The 17,801-nt window shown below is 62.6% G+C and carries 13 protein-coding genes and 1 pseudogene; 6 read left to right on the plus strand and 8 right to left on the minus strand.

All coding sequences use genetic code 11. From position 1 onward, the window contains the following. Positions 1 to 131 precede the first annotated feature (131 nt). Positions 132 to 1,025: an NRDE family protein gene (locus AC26AR_RS12765; protein WP_404625710.1), complete on the plus strand. Its 894-nt coding sequence runs from the start codon at positions 132 to 134 to the stop codon at positions 1,023 to 1,025. A gap of 91 nt (positions 1,026 to 1,116) precedes the next feature. Here the strand turns inward: AC26AR_RS12765 and ptsP are convergent, their stop codons facing one another. Together ptsP and AC26AR_RS12775 are read right to left on the minus strand one after the other, a co-directional pair. Further along, positions 1,117 to 3,420, minus strand: coding sequence for a phosphoenolpyruvate--protein phosphotransferase (gene ptsP / locus AC26AR_RS12770; RefSeq protein ID WP_176503161.1), 2,304 nt, complete (start codon positions 3,418 to 3,420; stop codon positions 1,117 to 1,119). Between the two features lie 193 nt (positions 3,421 to 3,613). Beyond that, positions 3,614 to 4,087: pseudogene (locus tag AC26AR_RS12775) on the minus strand (RNA pyrophosphohydrolase); the annotation flags it as partial. 259 nt (positions 4,088 to 4,346) lie between these two features. Between AC26AR_RS12775 and AC26AR_RS12780 the strand changes: the two are divergent. Both AC26AR_RS12780 and AC26AR_RS12785 read left to right on the plus strand, forming a co-directional pair. Continuing rightward, positions 4,347 to 5,003 carry a histidinol-phosphatase gene (locus AC26AR_RS12780; protein WP_077375196.1) on the plus strand — a complete coding sequence of 219 codons (657 nt, stop codon included), beginning with the start codon at positions 4,347 to 4,349 and terminating at the stop codon, positions 5,001 to 5,003. 254 nt (positions 5,004 to 5,257) lie between these two features. Next, on the plus strand, positions 5,258 to 6,649 hold the full coding sequence (locus tag AC26AR_RS12785; protein ID WP_077375199.1) for an FAD-dependent oxidoreductase: 1,392 nt from the start codon (positions 5,258 to 5,260) through the stop codon (positions 6,647 to 6,649). Positions 6,650 to 6,852: 203 nt separating this feature from the next. On the opposite strand, the gene rsd is transcribed toward AC26AR_RS12785, so the two are convergent. From rsd to AC26AR_RS12815, 6 genes are all read right to left on the minus strand, one after another. After that, complete coding sequence (rsd, locus tag AC26AR_RS12790) at positions 6,853 to 7,347, minus strand: sigma D regulator (protein ID WP_077375202.1); 495 nt, start codon at positions 7,345 to 7,347, stop codon at positions 6,853 to 6,855. A 125-nt stretch (positions 7,348 to 7,472) separates the two neighbouring features. Next, positions 7,473 to 8,033 (minus strand): disulfide bond formation protein B, encoded by a 561-nt coding sequence (locus tag AC26AR_RS12795; RefSeq protein ID WP_084208017.1) that lies wholly within the window; start codon positions 8,031 to 8,033, stop codon positions 7,473 to 7,475. Positions 8,034 to 8,311: 278 nt separating this feature from the next. Next, positions 8,312 to 9,910, minus strand: coding sequence for a glutamate--cysteine ligase (gshA, locus tag AC26AR_RS12800; protein WP_084208016.1), 1,599 nt, complete (start codon positions 9,908 to 9,910; stop codon positions 8,312 to 8,314). 163 nt (positions 9,911 to 10,073) lie between these two features. Continuing rightward, complete coding sequence (locus AC26AR_RS12805; RefSeq protein ID WP_084208015.1) at positions 10,074 to 12,497, minus strand: Tex family protein; 2,424 nt, start codon at positions 12,495 to 12,497, stop codon at positions 10,074 to 10,076. A gap of 139 nt (positions 12,498 to 12,636) precedes the next feature. After that, positions 12,637 to 13,134, minus strand: coding sequence for a peptide-methionine (R)-S-oxide reductase MsrB (gene msrB, locus AC26AR_RS12810; RefSeq protein WP_077375214.1), 498 nt, complete (start codon positions 13,132 to 13,134; stop codon positions 12,637 to 12,639). A 196-nt stretch (positions 13,135 to 13,330) separates the two neighbouring features. Beyond that, positions 13,331 to 14,092 (minus strand): SDR family oxidoreductase, encoded by a 762-nt coding sequence (locus tag AC26AR_RS12815; protein WP_084208013.1) that lies wholly within the window; start codon positions 14,090 to 14,092, stop codon positions 13,331 to 13,333. 565 nt (positions 14,093 to 14,657) lie between these two features. Between AC26AR_RS12815 and AC26AR_RS12820 the strand changes: the two genes are divergently transcribed. The 3 genes from AC26AR_RS12820 (at position 14,658) to groL (ending at position 17,696) form a co-directional block, all read left to right on the plus strand. Next, positions 14,658 to 15,200 (plus strand): FxsA family protein, encoded by a 543-nt coding sequence (locus tag AC26AR_RS12820; protein ID WP_488107151.1) that lies wholly within the window; start codon positions 14,658 to 14,660, stop codon positions 15,198 to 15,200. A gap of 496 nt (positions 15,201 to 15,696) precedes the next feature. Further along, positions 15,697 to 15,990: a co-chaperone GroES gene (locus AC26AR_RS12825; RefSeq protein WP_043331438.1), complete on the plus strand. Its 294-nt coding sequence runs from the start codon at positions 15,697 to 15,699 to the stop codon at positions 15,988 to 15,990. A 56-nt stretch (positions 15,991 to 16,046) separates the two neighbouring features. Then, a complete protein-coding gene (gene groL, locus AC26AR_RS12830; RefSeq protein ID WP_065392449.1) occupies positions 16,047 to 17,696 on the plus strand; it encodes a chaperonin GroEL in 1,650 nt (549 codons plus the stop codon). Positions 17,697 to 17,801 lie beyond the last annotated feature (105 nt).

The raw sequence follows: 17,801 nt of genomic DNA on the forward strand, positions 1-17,801 counted from the left end.
GGCAGATCGTCGGCCCGTTCGCCACAAGACTGCAGCATACGCAAGCCACTGACGGGCGTCATGTTCCCGGCGCGACACCTGTCACATCCTGATCCCCGGGAACCTCGCCCACCCTCTTTCGGAGTCTCGCCATGTGCCTGATGGCATTCGATTGGCAGCCAGATGCCACGACAGGTCACTGCCTCACGCTGCTGGGCAACCGCGACGAGTTTCATGCCCGTGCGACCACTGGTCTGTGCCGCTGGCCGGATACCGCTCTGTGCGGTGGTCGTGATCTGGTGGCAGGAGGGGGATGGCTGGTCATGCATCGGGCCGGCGCCCTGGCGACGCTGACCAATGTCCGCCAGCTGGACCGCCCCTCCCATGCAGCCACCATCAGTCGCGGTCAGCTGGTCACGGCCGCCGTGCGACAGGCGGTGGCCAATGCCTCCACCCTGTCGCTTGGGGACTGGCTGGAGGCCCTGAGCGCTGGCGAGACCGTCATGGCAAGGCTCGCGGCGGACTCTCCCGAGCACTGCGAACCCCTGAGCTTGAGCGCACTTGACTGGTGCAATTTGCTGGTCTGCGATGGCCGGACTCTCTGGCGACTCCATCATGGGCCCGACGGCAGCCAGCTGATCCGACTCCTCCCTGGGCTGCATAGCCTGTCCAATGGTCACCCGGACAATGAATGGCCAAAGCAGCGGCGACTCAGACAGCGCCTTGCCGCGCTGAAGGCGTCTGCGGTCATGCACGATGACGATGCCTGTCTGGGTATCCTGCAGGATGGATGGCGGCCGCCGACGGCACAGTTGCCGGCCACCGGCCTGGCGCTTGAGCGGGAAGCCCTACTGTCCAGCCCCTTCATCACCAGCCCCGAGTACGGCACCCGCGCTGCCACCCTGGTGCGCTGGCAGCGAGATGACAAGCGGGCCTCACTGACACTGCATGAGCGCCGCTTTTCACCACAAGGCCAGTGCGTCGCTCATCGCAAGGCCGTGTCGCACCTCCAGGAGGAAGCGACACGGGGATGGCAGCTGAGCTGACGATTGCCTGCAGGGGACGTCTTGAAGGAAGGCCAGCGAGAGGACGCCACCCGAGGCAGGAGCGCAGGTCTGCGATCCTGCCTGCAAGTCGCTAACGAGAGACTGCCGCCTGGGCCGCACTGGCATCCGGCGTGTGGTCACGCGGCGGCAACAGATGCGCCAGCTCCCATGCCTGCATGCGTTCCAGCAGCAGGCCATGCACCTGATTGGCCGTCGGCTGACACAGGACCTCGCTGACCAGCCCCTGGGCTGCCGCCAACGACACGCGGCGAATGGCGGCACGGACACGTGGCAGGCTGGGCGCATTCATCGACAGACCATCAAAGCCCATTCCCAGCAGCAGCAAGGCGCCGGCAGGGTCACCGGCCAGCTCACCGCAGACGCTCACCGGCATGCCCAGCGCTTTCGATTCTTCCGCCAGGCGCGCCAGCGCGCGCAATACCGCCGGGTGACACGCATCATAGAGACTCGCCACTCGTGGGTTGTTGCGGTCCACCGCCAGCAGGTACTGGGTGAGGTCGTTGGACCCCACCGAGAAGAAGTCGACCCGGGTCGCGAGCGCTTCCAGCTGATAGAGGGCCGCCGGCACCTCGATCATCACGCCGACGCTGGGCCGTGAGACGTTGACACCGTCTTCCGCCAGCTCGATCAAGGCACGATTGACCAGCGCCAGCGCGGCATCCACCTCCTCGATCCCCGAGACCATCGGCAACATGATACGCAGATTGTCCAGGCCCTCGGCGGCGCGCAGCATGGCACGCAGCTGCACCATCAGGACTTCCGGGTGATCCAGTGTCACGCGTATGCCGCGCCAGCCAAGGAAGGGGTTGGCCTCCTTGATGGGGAAATAGGGAAGGTCCTTGTCGCCCCCGATATCCAGCGTACGCATGGTGACAGGCAGTGGGGCAAAACCGGCCAGCTGTTCACGGTAGAGTCGTGCCTGCTCCTGCTCGCTGGGGAAGCGATCATTCATCATGAAGGGCACTTCCGTGCGGTAGAGCCCCACGCCGCCAACCCGGGTCTTGAGCGAGGCCACGGCATCCAGCGCCAGGCCGGTATTGACCATCAATGGCATCACATGGCCATCAGGCGTCACGCTCGGCAGATCCTGCTCCTGCTCCAGCAGCACGCTCAGCGCCTGCTCCTCGGCGATCAGCCGCGAATAATGCACGCTGAGCTCATGCTCCGGACGCACCACCAGACGACCGCGATGGCCATCGAGGATCACCGGCGCGCCACCCAGGCGTGACAGCGGCAGGTCCACCATCCCGAGCACGGTCGGAATTCCCATGGCCCGCGCCAGGATGGCGACGTGGGAGGTGCTGGACCCGCTGACCGCCACCAGTCCCTTGAGCCGCTCACGCGGTACCTCGCCCAGTGTCGCCGGGCTGATCTCATGGCCGATCAGGATGGTGTTCTCGGGGTACTCGATCGGGCCGCTGTCGCCCTCCTCCTGCAGATGCGCGAGCACCCGCCGGCCAAGATCGCGGATATCCGCGGCGCGCTCACGCAGATAGTCATCATCCACGCGCTCGAGATACTGAACATGCCGGCGCACGATATCGGCCAGTGCCGCAGGCGCCCACTGCCCTTCCCGGATACGCTTCTCGACTTCCTGGCCCAGCGCCGCGTCGCCCAGCATCTGCTGGTAGACCTCGAACAGCGCATGCTCCTGAGTGGAGATACGACTGGCCAGCCGCTCTGCCGCGACACGGATTTCCTCGCGCACGGCGTTGATCGCCTCCTTCAGGCGAGCGATCTCGAAGTCGATGTCGGTGGGAATGAGGTCCGGCACCGAGTCCAGATCCGCCGGCGGAGAGAGCACGAAGGCCTTGCCGATGACGACGCCGGGAGACCCGGCGACTCCCTTGAAGGTCGCCTGGCCGCTGGTCCCGGCCAGCTTGCCCAGTGCCCCGGTCGCCAACGCATGCGCCAGCACACCCGCCAGCTGCGCGCCCAGCGTGACAAGAAAGGCTTCTTCGCCCTCATCGAAACGACGCTTCTCGTGCTGCTGGATGACCAGTACGCCGAGCACGCGGCGCTGATGGATGATGGGGACGCCCAGGAAGCTGGAGAAGCGCTCCTCGCCGGTTTCCTCGAAATACCGGAACTGGGGATGCGCCGGGGCATCCTCGAGGTTGAGCGGCTCCTCTCTGAGCGCCACCATGCCCACCAGCCCTTCACCGCGCGCCATGCTGACCTGTCCCACGGAAGACGAGCGCAGGCCAATGGTGTCCTTGAGCACGAATCGGTCCGTCTCGGGCGCCAGAAGGTAGACGGAACAGACATCCGTCTTCATGGCCTTGCGAATGCGCAACACCATCGTCGCCAGCGCCGCGTCGAGTGAACGCGCGCCATTGACCTCCTGAACGATACGCCGCAATACCTCAAGCATGGTGTACCTCGAGCATGACGCGCCTCACGAGGAAACAGGGTTCCTGGCCCGGACGCGCACGTTGCAGATGATGAGCCCGACCTCAATCGGGGATGTGGGGATCATTTCCCGTCGGCCTGATGGCGACCTTGTCCTCGCTGCAGGGCATGTTGCCTTGCACCGCCGAGAGCGGCAGATTGCCCTGCGAATCCACCAGTCGTTGCAGACGCGGTGCCAGTTCACGCAACGCGCGCCGGTAGACCTCGCGCTTGAAGGCCACGACCTGACCCAGCGGATACCAGTAACTGACCCACCGCCAACCATCGAACTCCGGCTTGGGCGTGGAATCCACACTCACGCGGTTGTCCTGACAGCGGATCTGCAACAGGAACCACTTCTGTTTCTGACCGATGCAGATCGGTCGGGAGTGCGTTCTCACCATGCGTCTGGGCAACCGGTAGCGCAGCCATCCTCGGGTACAGGCCAGTATCTCGACGTCCTCGGCCTTGAGGCCGATCTCTTCCTCGAGTTCACGATACAACGCCTGTTGCGGTGTCTCGTTTGGCTTGATGCCCCCTTGCGGAAACTGCCACGCATTCTGTCCTACCCGGCGCGCCCAGAGCAGCTGGCCCTCACAGTTGGCAATGATGATGCCAACGTTGGGGCGAAAGCCGTCAGCGTCGATCACGGATGTCACCTTTGATTCGTTAATTGAAACCATTCTTCCACAAAGGCTGAAAGCGCTTCAATACGCGGTTTGGCGGTGTGAAAGGCCAGGCACGTCTGCAATAATCGACCCCTTCACCGTATTGCACTGCAACACCGCCTTCGGAAATCCTCCGTTGGCCCCCGTACACCCGCGCAAACACTGGGCCGGCGACCTTGCCGCGCCCCTCTGTCTGCGTCCGTCGCCCACGCCAACGGCTGGGCTGAGCAAGGAGTTCTCCGTGAGTCTGGCCATCTTTGATCTCGACAATACCCTGATCGCCGGGGACAGCGATCACGCCTGGGGCGAGTTCCTGGTTGAACAAGGCGCTGTCGACGCTGACACCTACCGTGAAGCCAACGAGCGCTATTTCCAGCTCTATCAGAGTGGCGAACTGGACATTCACGAGTACCTGGCCTTCTCACTCAAGCCGCTGGCCGAGAACAGTCCGGAACAACTCGCCGCCTGGCACCAGCAGTTCATGGCCGCCAAGATCGAGCCCATCATTCTGGCACGGGCAGAAGAGCTGCTGGCGCGTCACCGTGCACGCGGCGATACGCTGCTGATCATCACCGCCACCAACCGCTTCATCACTGCCCCCATCGCCGAGCGCCTTGGTGTGGATGACCTGATCGCCATCGAGCCCGAGATCATCGACGGGCGCTACACCGGCCGCGTCGACGGAGTTCCCAGCTTCCAGGGCGGCAAGGTCACTCGCCTCGAAGCCTGGCTTGCCGAGCGTGATCACACCCTGGATGGCAGCACCTTCTATAGTGACTCCATCAATGATCTTCCGCTGCTCGAGCGTGTCGATACTGCCATTGCAGTGGACCCGGATGAGCAACTGTTGGCTACCGCCCAGCAGCGCGGATGGCGCATCATCTCACTGCGCGACTGACAAGCCATTGATTTTAAAACAAATAATCGACCTATAAGGGAATGCAGCTTCATCTATAAGGTTTTCATGTGGCTACAGGCATTCACCATAAAGTCGACCTTATTTGCTGAATCATTTCGCGTCCGATGTGTCTATAATGTGTGTCCATCGAACCGTCGAGCCTGACGAGGCATGCCCCGTCACGGCAGGACGGCCCCCGGTAGCCCGGTCGGGTGCCGGGGGATGTCCCTCACCAACTCTGAGCGTGAGCAGCCATGTCCTCAACGACATACGATGTCCTGATTGTGGGTGGCGGCGTGTCCGGCACCGCCCTTCTCTATGAACTCGCCCGCTACACCGACCTCTCGTCGGTCGGCCTGGTGGAAAAATACGACCATGTCGCGATCGTCAACTCGCACGGTCGCAACAACTCCCAGACCATCCACTGCGGCGACATCGAGACCAACTACACGGTCGAGAAGGCGCGCGTGACCAAGCGCACCGCAGGCATGGTGGTCAACTTCGCCACCAAGCTCAGCGAGAGTGAGCGCGATCACATCGTCTACAAGTACCCGAAGATGGTACTGGCGGTCGGTGCCAAGGAATGCCAGTTCCTGCGCAAGCGTTTCGAGACCTTCAAGCCACTGTTCCCGAATCTGAAGCTGCTCGAGCGTGATGACATCGCCGAGCTTGAGCCGAAGGTCGTGGAAGGTCGCCGTCCGGACGAGGAAATCGTCGCGCTGGGTTCCACCGACGAATACACCGCCGTCAACTACACCACCCTGTCGGAGGCCTTCGTCAGCGAAGGCGAGAAGGCAGCGGCCGAGAAAGGCATGAACTTCGACGTTCGCCTCTCGACCGCCGTGGAAGACATCCGCAAGGAAGGTGACGTCTACAAGGTCAAGACCGACAAGGGCGAGCTCAGCGCACGCTATGTCGTGGTCAGCGCCGGTGGTCACTCCCTGCTGTTCGCCCACAAGATGGGCTACGGACTGGACAAGTCCTGCCTGCCGATGGCTGGCTCCTTCTACTTCACGCCGAAGGTGCTCAACGGCAAGGTCTACACCATCCAGAACGAGAACCTGCCGTTCGCCGCCGTCCACGGCGACCCGGACGTGCTGGTGGAAGGCAAGACCCGCTTCGGGCCGACCGCTCTGATGCTGCCGCTGCTGGAGCGCTACAACGGCAAGACCTTCTGGGAGTTCCTCAAGGTACTGCGCATGGACCGCAATGTCGTCAAGGCCCTGTGGGACCTGATGAAGGTGCGCGACATCCGCAACTACATCTTCAAGAACTTCATGTTCGAGGTGCCGGTACTGCGTGAGCGCCTGTTCCACGGCGACATCAAGAAGATCGTCCCGAGCCTGGACGTCAAGGATGTCAGCTTCGCCAAGGGCTTCGGCGGCGTACGCCCGCAGCTGATCGACAAGAGCAAGCAGAAGCTCGTGATGGGCGAAGCCAAGATCAATCCGGGCACCGGCATCGTCTTCAACATGACGCCGTCACCGGGTGGCACCAGCTGTCTGGGCAACGCCGAGAAGGACATGTATCTCGCTCAGGAATTCCTTGGTTTCAACATCGACAAGGATGCCTTCGAGCGTGACCTGCTCACCGGCGAGATCGAGCTGACCGAACTCGAACGCCCGGAAGCCTCTTCCCTGATGTGATACGCCGCGCGGCGCCAACCGCCGCGCAGGTGAGCTGAAGGAAGTCGAGCCGAACGAAAAGCCCCCGCCAGCATCTGCTGACGGGGGCTTTTTCGTGTTGCCACTGACGGCGGCTGGCACTCAGCACTCAGTACTCAGCACTCAGCACTCAGCACTCAGCACTCAGCACTCAGGCGGACAGCATGTCTGCCTGAGTCATTCGCTCATGCCACGGGTTGCCGCGAGTGAGCCAGTGGCTCGTGTACCGCATGCAGGCGCTGAATCAGTTGATCTTCCAGCGCGAAGCGCTCCGTCAGCCCCTCCTGAAGACGGGCCAGCCACTCGGGCAGGCGTGTGCGGTAGTGCTGGCAGCGGGTCGGACTCGAGAAGTCTTCATCGAAGGACAGTACCAGCTCCGTCGAGGGCTCCAGACGCAGCATCAACTTCTCCGCAGCGGCCAGAGCCTGGGTATCCTCGAAGACACGCCCCTCTTCCTTGAGCTGAGGATAGACTTCGAAATGGCCCGCCGAGATGTAATCCATCAACAGCTCGATGAAGCGATTGACGCGTGTCATGTCGAGCTGCTCGAGATCATTGACGCAGGCCTCGTGCAGATCCATGAAGCAGACCAGCATCTCGCGTCGCTGATCCAGCCAGCGATCAACCAACTGATGAACGCCACGAAAGCGTTCCGCCGCAGTGGTGCATTCCTCCAGCATGGGCGCCTCCTCTGGCATGACCCGAACGGTGGGGCTGACATCAGGTGCTCACCCCGCTGCCAACCCACTATCCTCCATGCGACGGACGCTGCCAACCCCCCACCATGGTGGCAGGCGTCATGCCCTCAACGCCGGAAGCTGCTCCACAGCATGGCCAGCGGTACCAGCGTCAGAGCACAGAAGCCGATCAACGACCACTGAGGGATCGAGAGCCCCAGCCACTGGGCACTGATCTGCGCGCATTCACCGGAGGCATTGAGCACTTGGGTGATCACGTCCCATACCGGCAGCACTTCCAGCATGTAGTTGAGGCCCGGGCCACAGGCCGGCACCTGATCCGGCGGAAGGGATTGCAGCCAGACATGACGACCGGCCAGCACGATGGCACCCACACTGCCCGCCAGCGCACCCAGCGCATAGACGCGGGTACCGATACGCCCCGGCCCATGCACGGCACCCAGCAGGAAGAAGACGCCTGCCACGGCCACCGCCACGCGCTGGAAGATGCACAGCGAACACGGTGCCAGACCAAAGGCAAACTGCAGCACGAAGGCGACACCGAGCAGCAACGCGCACCCCAGCGCCCCCAGCAGGCACCACTGACGACCGCTCCAGCGCGCCAGACAGGCGAGCCCCCCACCCTGGCGTGTCGGCTGTTGTCCTGATTGATTGTCCGCGTGTGTCATTTGCTGTCCTTGCCGTCCGACTCCGCTGGAGTCATTGGTGAGAAATGGCGCGATCACGAAGACATCTCTCCATGACCACCTCAGAGCATGCGTGGCGTCATTGCCTGGCCAGGACGCACGCATGGGCCAGAGACATCATCGGCGCCTCAAGTCTGAGGCGCCGATGATGTCGCGATGGCCGGTGTCGTCGCGATGGCCGGTGTCGCCGCGATCAGCGATGGATGCCTATCATGCCGCGCAGGGATGACCTGAACATGAATCGGCGTTGCATCGACGAGTCAGGCCGGTTGCGTGGCATGCGCCGAGGCAAAGTATTCGGCCATGAAGGTATCGAAGTCCTGATGGTCGCCGGCCTCGATATCGCCCTGTTGCTGCAGGGAGGTCTCGACCAGTTGATCCAGCAGGTAGCCACGTGCACGCTCCATCGGCTCCGTCTTGAACTGCTCGGCCTGCCCCTTGGCCAGTGCCAGCACTTCATCGACGAAGTTGCTGCCGTTGTCGAGCATGCTGGTCAGCAGACGGCCCGAGGGCGTGGTCTGGGCATCGTCAAAGCGCGGCGCGAGTGCCGCCAGCGCATCGCGATGCTCGCTGCCTGACTTGTGATTCTCGTCCAGCAGGCTTGCCACTTCGCCAAGCTCATCCATCACGTTGGCGGCCAGTTCACGCAGACGCCGCTCCTCACCCTTGACGTTCAGGGTCAGCTCGGGGTCACGTCCCGCCTCCACGACGCGTCGCTTGCTGTCGTCAAGGTTGGCGCATTCCTCGTCATCGATCCATGGGCTCTCGGTCAGCAGACACCAGATCAGGAAGGTATCGAGGAAGCGGATCTGCGTCTCGTCGATCCCCACCGGCAGGAAGGGATTGAGATCCAGGCAGCGCACCTCGATGTATTCGACACCCCGGCCTTCCAGCGCCTGGCTGGGCGTCTCGTTGTGCCGGGTGACACGCTTGGGACGGATGTCGGAGTAGTACTCGTTCTCGATCTGCAGGATGTTACTGGAGAGCTGCGACCAGCTGCCATCAGCCTGCTTCACCCCCAGCTTCTCGTAGTCCTTCCACGGCGTGACGATGGCGTGACGCAGCGTCCCGACGAAGTTGTCCAGCGAGTTGAAGCAGATCTTGAGCTGCGCCTGGACCTTGTTCTGGTAGCCCAGGTCCGACATGCGCAGGCTGGTGGCATAGGCCGAGACCAGACTGCGGTCGGCCTGACGCTTGAGGCGGTCATCATTGCCGCCATCCAGGAAGCTTTCGTCGATCCCCGGCGAGGCGCCGAACAGATAGAGCAGAATCCAGCTATGGCGACGGAAGTTGCGGATCAGCTCGAAGTAGCGGCGCGAGCGGAAGTCACGCGCATCCTCGCCTTCGGCATTCTCCATCTTCTGAAGCAGCGTCCAGAAATCATCCGGCAGCGAGAAGTTGTAATGGATACCGGCAATGGACTGCATGATGCGCCCGTAGCGCACATCCAGTCCCTTGCGGTAGACATGCTTCATGGTGCCGGTGTTGGAGGTGCCATAATCCGCGATCGGCACGCTGTCATTGCCGTTCAGCCTCGGCGGCATGCTGGCCGGCCAGATCAGCTCATCCCCCAGATTGCGATAGCTGAAACGATGCAGGTCCGCCAGAAACTCCAGGGAATCCTTGGGACGCGAGAAGACCGGCGTGATGTACTCGAGCAGCGACTCGGAATAATCCGTGGTGATGTACGGGTGAGTCAGCTTGGACCCCAGAGCACGCGGGTGCGGGGTCTGGCTGATGCGGCCGTCGGCGTCGACCCTGAGGCCTTCTTTCTCGATGCCACGGCGCAGACGCCCGAAGAGTCCCTGACGGGCGGGGGCCTTGAGTCGCGCAATGGCGGACGCGAGTTGCTCGGACAAGGTATTGACCCTTTCGCATGGGGAGAAGCCCAGCCTCTCCGGTCGAGTTGGATGACCATGGCCCGCGGACTGCACCGGATGCCATGCAAGACGCGAACGGCATCCACCGTTCGCGTCAGTCAGTATGCCCACATTATGGGCGCGTAAAAAATGCTTTCAAGGCTTATGATTTCGACTTGCGTGCATTGAGCAGGGCCGCTGCCATGGCATTGTTGGCGGGTGCCGCTCCGCCTCCTTCACTGGAGCCGCTGGCGCGACCGCCTCGTTCCTGACGGCCACCGCCGGTCTGGGAGCGCCCTCCACGATTGCCCTCGCCCCCGCGTCGCGCCTCGCCTCCCGCGCCTTTTTCACCGGGAGTATCGCTCATGCGCATGCTCAGCGCGATGCGTCCACGCGGTATGTCGACCTCCATCACCTTGACGCTGACGATGTCACCGGCCTTCACCACCTCACGCGGGTCGGCAACATACTTTTGCGACAGAGCAGAGATGTGTACCAGGCCATCCTGATGCACACCGATGTCCACGAAGGCCCCGAAATGGGTGACGTTGGTCACGACACCTTCAAGTTTCATGCCCGGTTCGAGATCCTTGAGCGTCTCGACCCCTTCCTTGAACTCGGCGAAGCGGAATTCAGGACGCGGGTCGCGCCCCGGCTTGTCCAGCTCCCGCAGGATGTCCGTGACTGTCGGCAACCCGAAGTGATCATCCGTGAACTCGGCAGGCTTCACGCTGCGCAGGAAGCTGCTGTCGCCCAGCAGGCTGGGTAGCTCACGGCCATGCGCCTTGGCGATACGCTCGACCAGCGGGTAGGCCTCAGGGTGAACGGCGCTGGCATCCAGCGGGTTCTCACCCTCGGCAATACGCAGGAAGCCGGCGCACTGCTCGAAGGTACGTGGCCCGAGCCGACTGACCTTCAGAAGCTCCTTGCGCGAGGCGAAGCGGCCATTGGCATCACGATGCGCGACGATGTTCTCGGCAAGCGTGGTATTCAGACCTGCGACGCGTGACAGCAGCGCACTGGACGCCATGTTGAGATCGACACCGACGCCATTGACGCAGTCCTCGACCACCGCCTCCAGACTGCGCCCCAGCTGCACCTGACTGACATCATGCTGATACTGGCCGACCCCGATGGACTTGGGCTCGATCTTAACCAGCTCGCCGAGCGGGTCCTGCAGGCGACGGGCGATGGAGACCGCGCCACGAATGGTCACGTCCAGATCCGGGAACTCACGCGCGGCATATTCCGAAGCGGAGTAGATGGACGCCCCTGCCTCGTTGACCATCACCTTCTGCAGGCGACGACCGGACAGGCGGGTCAGCACGTCGGCGGCCAGCTTGTCGGTCTCGCGTGATGCGGTCCCGTTGCCGATGGCGATCAGCTCGACATCATGACGCTCGACCAGCCTGACCAGCTCCGCCACCGAGGCATCCCAACGATTGTGAGGCGCATGCGGGTAGAGGGTGGCCTGATCGACATACTTGCCGGTGGCGTCCACCACCGCGACCTTGACGCCGGTACGCAGGCCCGGGTCCAGCCCCAGGGTGGCCTTGGGCCCCGCCGGGGCTGCCAGCAGCAGATCCTTCAGGTTGTCGGCGAAGACCTGGATGGCCTCCTGCTCGGCACGCTCACGCAGGCGGCCGATCAGCTCGCTTTCCAGATGGGTATAGAGCTTGACCCGCCAGGTCCAGCGCACCACCTCCTTCAACCAGCGATCCGCGGCGCGCCCCTGGTCCTCGAGGGAGAAATGCGCCGCGATGGCACCCTCCATCGGGTGCCGCGGCAACTCGTCCTCGCCTTCCAGCTTGAGCGCGAGGCTCAGCACGCCTTCATTGCGACCCCGCAGCATGGCCAGCGCGCGATGCGACGGTGCCTTGTGCAGCGGCTCGTCGTGCTCGAAGTAATCGGAGAACTTGGCGCCTTCCTGTTCCTTGCCCTTCATCACCCGGGCACTGAGGATACCGTCATCCCACAGACGCTGACGCAGACGACCGACAAGCGCGGCGTCTTCCGCGAAACGCTCCATCAGAATCTGCTTGGCCCCATCCAGTGCCGCCTTGGGGTCGGCCACGTCCTTGTCGGCATCGACGAAGCCAGCTGCCTCGTCTTCCGGCACGAGCGTCGGGTCGCCAAGCAAGGCATCCGCCAACGGCTCAAGACCCGCCTCACGGGCAATCTGGGCCTTGGTACGACGCTTCTTGCGATACGGCAGGTAGAGGTCTTCCAGACGCTGCTTGCTGTCGGCAGCCAGCACATCGCGCTCGAGACTCGCGGTCAGCTTGCTCTGCTCGGCAATGGATTCGAGTACCACCTGACGGCGCTCTTCCAGCTCACGCAGGTAGCGCAGGCGCTCTTCCAGAAGACGCATCTGAGTGTCATCCAGCCCGCCGGTCGCCTCCTTGCGGTAACGCGAGATGAAGGGCACGGTGGCGCCGCCATCCAGCAGCTCCACCGTCGCGGTGATCTGTTCTTCACGCACGTCCAGCTCCGCCGCCAGCGCCTGCTGGATACGGCGAGCGGTAGCAGCAGGCGACAGCGTCGGTGCAGGGCGAGCGGTAGTGGCGTCAGTTGCGGTAGCGTCCATGAAACATCGATCCCTTCACGACTATGATTCTGGTGACAAGACGCAGGCGGCCCGGTCGCTGAGTCGACCGGGCCGCCTGCATCACGATGCCGTCACGTTACCACAAAGCCCGTGGATTGCTTTAGCTTCACAGGCCCCCTCAGGCCGGCACGAAACGCAGCGCCACCCCATTGTTGCACCAGCGCAGTCCCGTGGGCCTGGGGCCGTCCTCGAACACGTGTCCCTGATGCCCTCCGCAGCGTGCGCAGTGATATTCGGTACGCGGCCACACCAGCCCGTAGTCCGTCTTGGTCAACAGATGCCCTTCGATATGATCGAAGAAACTCGGCCAGCCAGTGCCGGACTCGAACTTGGTACGCGAGGTGAACAGCGCAAGGTCACAGCCGGCACAACGGTACTCACCGTCACGCGATTCCTTGTTGAGCGCGCTGGAGCCTGAGCGCTCGGTGCCTTCCTCGCGCAGCACGCGATACTGCTCTGCACTCAGGCGTGCGCGCCACTCGTCATCATCCAGCACGAGCTCGGCAATGTCCGGCGAGCGCTCCAGCTCAAGCTCCGGGCGAGCGGCAGCCAGTCCCGGCAGTGCCAACATCGCACCGCCACCCAATACAAGCCCCATGAATTGGCGACGTTGCATGACGAATCTCCTTTATCCGATATGAACCGCGATACCGGGATTACGCACGGCACGCCTCGTTGGATGCATGTCACCTTGGCCCTCGCACGCAAGTCGACTCTCTCGCATGCACGAAAAAGCCCCCATATCGGCAGATCCGGCATAGGGGCTTGCGCATTCACAGAGGGAGGCATGACGTCAGGCAGGAGACATCGGCTCAGATACGCAGACCGCCATCACATTCGATCACGCGCCCCGTGAAGTAATCATTGTCGAAGATGAAGGCCACGCTGCCCGCGATGTCTTCCGGACGTCCCAGATCACGCATCGGGATGCCACTCTTGATCTTGTCGAGCATCTCCGGCTTCATGCCGGCGGTCATTTCAGTGGCGATGAAGCCCGGTGCCACGGCACCGACACGAATCTTGTAGCGCGCCAGCTCCTTGGCCCAGGTGACGCTCATCGCGGCGACACCCGCCTTGGCTGCGGTGTAATTGCTCTGCCCCATGTTGCCGGCGCGCGAGATGCTGGAGATGTTGACGATCACGCCCGGCTGACCGGCCTCGATCATCTGACTGGCGGCTTCACGCGTGCACAGGAAGACACCGGTCAGATTGACATCGATGACCTGCTGCCAGCTGGACAGCGACATGGTCTTCTCCACGACTCCATCACGCGCCTTGATCAGCAGACCATCGCGGGTAATGCCGGCATTGTTGACCAGACCACTCACCGGGCCCAGCGCCGCCTTGATGGCAGAGAAGGCTTGCGTGACGGAGGCCTCGTCCGCGACGTCGGTCACGAACCCCTGCGCCTTAATGCCCGCCGCTTCCAGGCTCGAGACAGCGTCATCCAGACCGCCCTGTTCGATATCCAGCAGCGCCAGCACGGCGCCCTTCTCACCCAGATGTCGCGCCATGGCCAGCCCCAGCCCACGAGCGCCGCCCGTAATCGCGATGACCTTGTCGTCAAGCTTCATGTCCCGTCTCCCAGGTTGTCTGCCGACAGCGAGAAATGCCTGCCGGGTGCGAGGCCCGCATGCCGTACGAGCGTCACGATCAATGTGTCGAGTGTCCCGCACCGCGTCCATCCGCGTGTGCCACCGTGACTGGAGCTGTCACGGATGACGAACGCTGCAGGCTCACGGTGAATCTGCATGACGCAGTGCAACAGATTGCGACGTGTCCTGCCTCAACGCTGGCCCAACCGGCCAACGCAACCGGTCTCGTCATCAACGTAGCGGCCTGCAGGCGGGTGCTGATGCGACGTGCCCGCGTCCTTTCCGGCCGCCATGGGGCCCGCCTGGTCAGGCGTATCGTTGCCACCTTCGGACACTTGAGACATCCGTCGCGCCTGACACGGTATCACTCGCTGTCATTGTGCACTGCAACATCCAGCATGGCACCGCTCTACCACCAGCGCCAGCCATCCACGTCGGCCGGCATGAGCCTTTCATGACACCGATTCGACTGTTCCCCATCCAGCTGCTGGTTTACCCTTGACGCATTGGTGCAAGCTGCCATTTACCGGATTCGGGAGAGACGATGCCCATACTGCTAGTGATTACCCTGTTCGGGTTATTGGATTTCGTGGTGCTGTTCAGTCTTGGCAGCCAGATAGGGCTGTTGCCGACGCTGGCACTGGTACTGATCACCGGCGCCGTGGGCCTGCATCTGATTCGACGCGAAGGTCGCGCGACATTGATGCGTGCCCAGGAGCGCCTGCAACGTGGCGAGTTGCCCTCCGGTGAACTGATGGAAGGCGCGGCGCTGATCTTCGGTGGCGCGCTGCTCATGGCACCAGGATTTCTCTCGGATGGCCTGGGGCTGCTCTGCCTGCTGCCGGCCTCGCGTGGACTGCTGACCCGAGGCCTGAGCGGCAACAACGTCATCGCACGCTTCTTCAAGGGTCGCTTCTCCGCACAGAGTCAGTCACGTCAGACGCACTCCGGCAACTGGCAGTCCACGGATCACGGCACTGCCCAGCAGGAGGAGCCACAGCGCGAATCAGGCCGCGCCAATAGCAGCGACAAGGGTGGGCAACCGCTGGAAGGCGACTACATCAGCCGCGATGAGCCACGTCTGTAGGCCGGCATCGCGCCTCGACAGGCAAAGAGCCCGACGAGCCCCCACTGCATGATGATGATCTAAGCCCGGTACGGGAGCCCATCTCCCCTGCCGGGCTTTTCGTTGCCATGCATGGCCGCGCTGTGCATGGCCGCGCTGTGCAACGCGCCTCATCGCTGACACCTAGTACCAATGGACGTCATTCACCGTCGGGCGTCCACATGCCAGAGGCGTATGGCTCAGATACACTCAACTGCTTGATTCAACTCACAGTAGTGCATCGGGATAGTCGGCACCTCAAGTGCGTGCCTTTCAGGCGACGCAGTTGATGACGAGATTTGAAATTTTTTTATGTTCGCCTACTTGAAAGCTGTCCTCTCGCCACCATAAAAGCGGTGCAATGGATAACGGCCTCGCCTCTGCGAGGCCCAACACTCGGTAGGCAACCCCATTGAACGCCAGACGTGCCGGCAAAGACCGGCAGATGGCGGGATTTACCATCAGGAGAACGTGAGCAATGAACATCCGTCCCTTGCACGATCGCGTCGTGGTCCGTCGCGTGGAAGAAGAACAGAAAACTGCAGGTGGCATCGTTCTGCCCGGCAGCGCTCAGGAAAAGCCGACGCGCGGTGAAATTCTTGCCGCCGGCAACGGCCGCATCCTCGAGAACGGTGAAGTTCGCCCGCTTGACGTGAAAGTCGGCGACACCGTCATCTTCAAGGATGGCTACGGCGTCGAGAAGCAGAAGATCGACGGCGAAGAAGTGCTGATCATGAGCGAGAGCGACATCCTCGCCGTGGTGGAAGGCTGATTTCCAGCGTTTCCGGTTTAAATGCTACGACTTACTGATTAAAGGTAGAGATAACAATGGCTGCAAAAGACGTTCGTTTCTCCGATGATGCTCGCAAGCGCATGGCGCGTGGTGTCAATGTCCTGGCGGATGCCGTCAAGACTACCCTCGGCCCGAAAGGCCGCAACGTGGTGCTGGAAAAATCCTTCGGCGCACCGACCGTGACCAAGGACGGTGTGTCCGTCGCCAAGGAAATCGAGCTGAAGGATCGCTTCGAGAACATGGGCGCCCAGATGGTCAAGGAAGTCGCTTCCAAGACTTCCGACGTCGCGGGTGACGGCACCACCACCGCCACCGTGCTGGCTCAGTCCATCGTCAATGAAGGCCTGAAGGGCGTGACCGCCGGCATGAACCCGATGGACCTGAAGCGCGGCATCGACAAGGCCGTCATCGAAGCCGTCAAGGCCGTGCGTGAGCTGTCCGTGCCGTGCACCGACACCAAGGCCATCGCCCAGGTCGGTACCATCTCCGCCAATGGCGACTCTCGCATCGGCGAGATCATCGCGGAAGCGATGGAGAAAGTCGGCAAGGAAGGCGTCATCACCGTCGATGAAGGCCGTGGCTTCGAAGACGAGCTGGAAGTCGTCGAAGGCATGCAGTTCGACCGTGGCTACCTGTCTCCGTACTTCGTCACCAACCAGGACACCATGGCGGTCGAACTCGAAGACCCGTACATCCTGCTGGTCGACAAGAAGATCTCCAACATCCGCGAACTGCTGCCAGTGCTGGAAGGCGTCGCCAAGTCCGGCAAGCCGCTGGCGATCGTCGCCGAAGACATCGAAGGTGAAGCGCTGGCGACTCTGGTCGTCAACACCATGCGCGGTATCGTCAAGGTCGCGGCCGTCAAGGCGCCGGGCTTCGGTGATCGTCGCAAGGCCATGCTGCAGGACATCGCTGTCCTGACCGGCGGCACCGTGATTTCCGAAGAAGTCGGCCTCAACCTCGAGCAGGCCAACCTGGACCACCTGGGCACCGCCAAGCGCGTGACCATGTCCAAGGAAAACACCACCATCATCGATGGCGCCGGCAACGAAGGCGACATCGAAGCTCGTGTCTCCCAGATCCGCGCGCAGATCGAGGAAACCTCCTCTGACTACGACCGCGAGAAGCTGCAGGAGCGTGTCGCCAAGCTGGCCGGCGGTGTTGCCGTCATCCGCGTCGGTGCTGCCACCGAAGTCGAGATGAAAGAGAAGAAGGCTCGCGTCGAAGACGCCCTGCACTCCACTCGTGCAGCCGTCGAGGAAGGTGTCGTGCCTGGCGGTGGTACCGCCCTGGTTCGCGTCCTCAACCAGCTGACCGAGCTGAAAGGCGACAACGAAGACCAGACTCACGGTATCGCCATCGCGCTGCGCGCCATGGAAGCGCCGCTGCGTCAGATCGTCACCAACGCTGGCGAAGAAGCCTCCGTCGTGCTGAACAACGTCAAGGCAGGTGAAGGCAACTACGGTTACAACGCCTCCACCGGTGTCTACGGCGACATGTTCGAGATGGGCGTGCTGGACCCGGCCAAGGTGACGCGTTCTGCCCTGCAGTCCGCAGCCTCCATCGGCGGCCTGATGATCACCACCGAATGCATGATCGCCGAAGACCCGGAAGACAAGGCAGCTGCCGGCGGCGGCGACATGGGTGGCATGGGCGGAATGGGTGGCATGGGCGGCATGATGTAAGCCAGCCTCACCCCACGACTCACCCGTCGTGACCCGAACCGCTCCTGCGCAAGCAGGGGCGGTTTTTTCATGCCTGACATTCACGCTCCCCGCCGTGACATGCCT

It is taken from the genome of Cobetia sp. PS-4MA, assembly GCF_057670765.1.

Excerpts from the sequence above, each read along its gene's own strand:
- AC26AR_RS12765 (WP_404625710.1), top strand. The coding sequence starts at position 132 with ATGTGCCTGATGGCATTCGATTGGCAGCCAGATGCCACGACAGGTCAC.
- ptsP (WP_176503161.1), bottom strand. The coding sequence starts at position 3,420 with ATGCTTGAGGTATTGCGGCGTATCGTTCAGGAGGTCAATGGCGCGCGT.
- AC26AR_RS12785 (WP_077375199.1), top strand. The coding sequence starts at position 5,258 with ATGTCCTCAACGACATACGATGTCCTGATTGTGGGTGGCGGCGTGTCC.
- rsd (WP_077375202.1), bottom strand. The coding sequence starts at position 7,347 with ATGCTGGAGGAATGCACCACTGCGGCGGAACGCTTTCGTGGCGTTCAT.
- AC26AR_RS12795 (WP_084208017.1), bottom strand. The coding sequence starts at position 8,033 with ATGACACACGCGGACAATCAATCAGGACAACAGCCGACACGCCAGGGT.
- AC26AR_RS12805 (WP_084208015.1), bottom strand. The coding sequence starts at position 12,497 with ATGGACGCTACCGCAACTGACGCCACTACCGCTCGCCCTGCACCGACG.
- msrB (WP_077375214.1), bottom strand. The coding sequence starts at position 13,134 with ATGCAACGTCGCCAATTCATGGGGCTTGTATTGGGTGGCGGTGCGATG.
- AC26AR_RS12815 (WP_084208013.1), bottom strand. The coding sequence starts at position 14,092 with ATGAAGCTTGACGACAAGGTCATCGCGATTACGGGCGGCGCTCGTGGG.
- AC26AR_RS12820 (WP_488107151.1), top strand. The coding sequence starts at position 14,658 with ATGCCCATACTGCTAGTGATTACCCTGTTCGGGTTATTGGATTTCGTG.
- AC26AR_RS12825 (WP_043331438.1), top strand. The coding sequence starts at position 15,697 with ATGAACATCCGTCCCTTGCACGATCGCGTCGTGGTCCGTCGCGTGGAA.
- groL (WP_065392449.1), top strand. The coding sequence starts at position 16,047 with ATGGCTGCAAAAGACGTTCGTTTCTCCGATGATGCTCGCAAGCGCATG.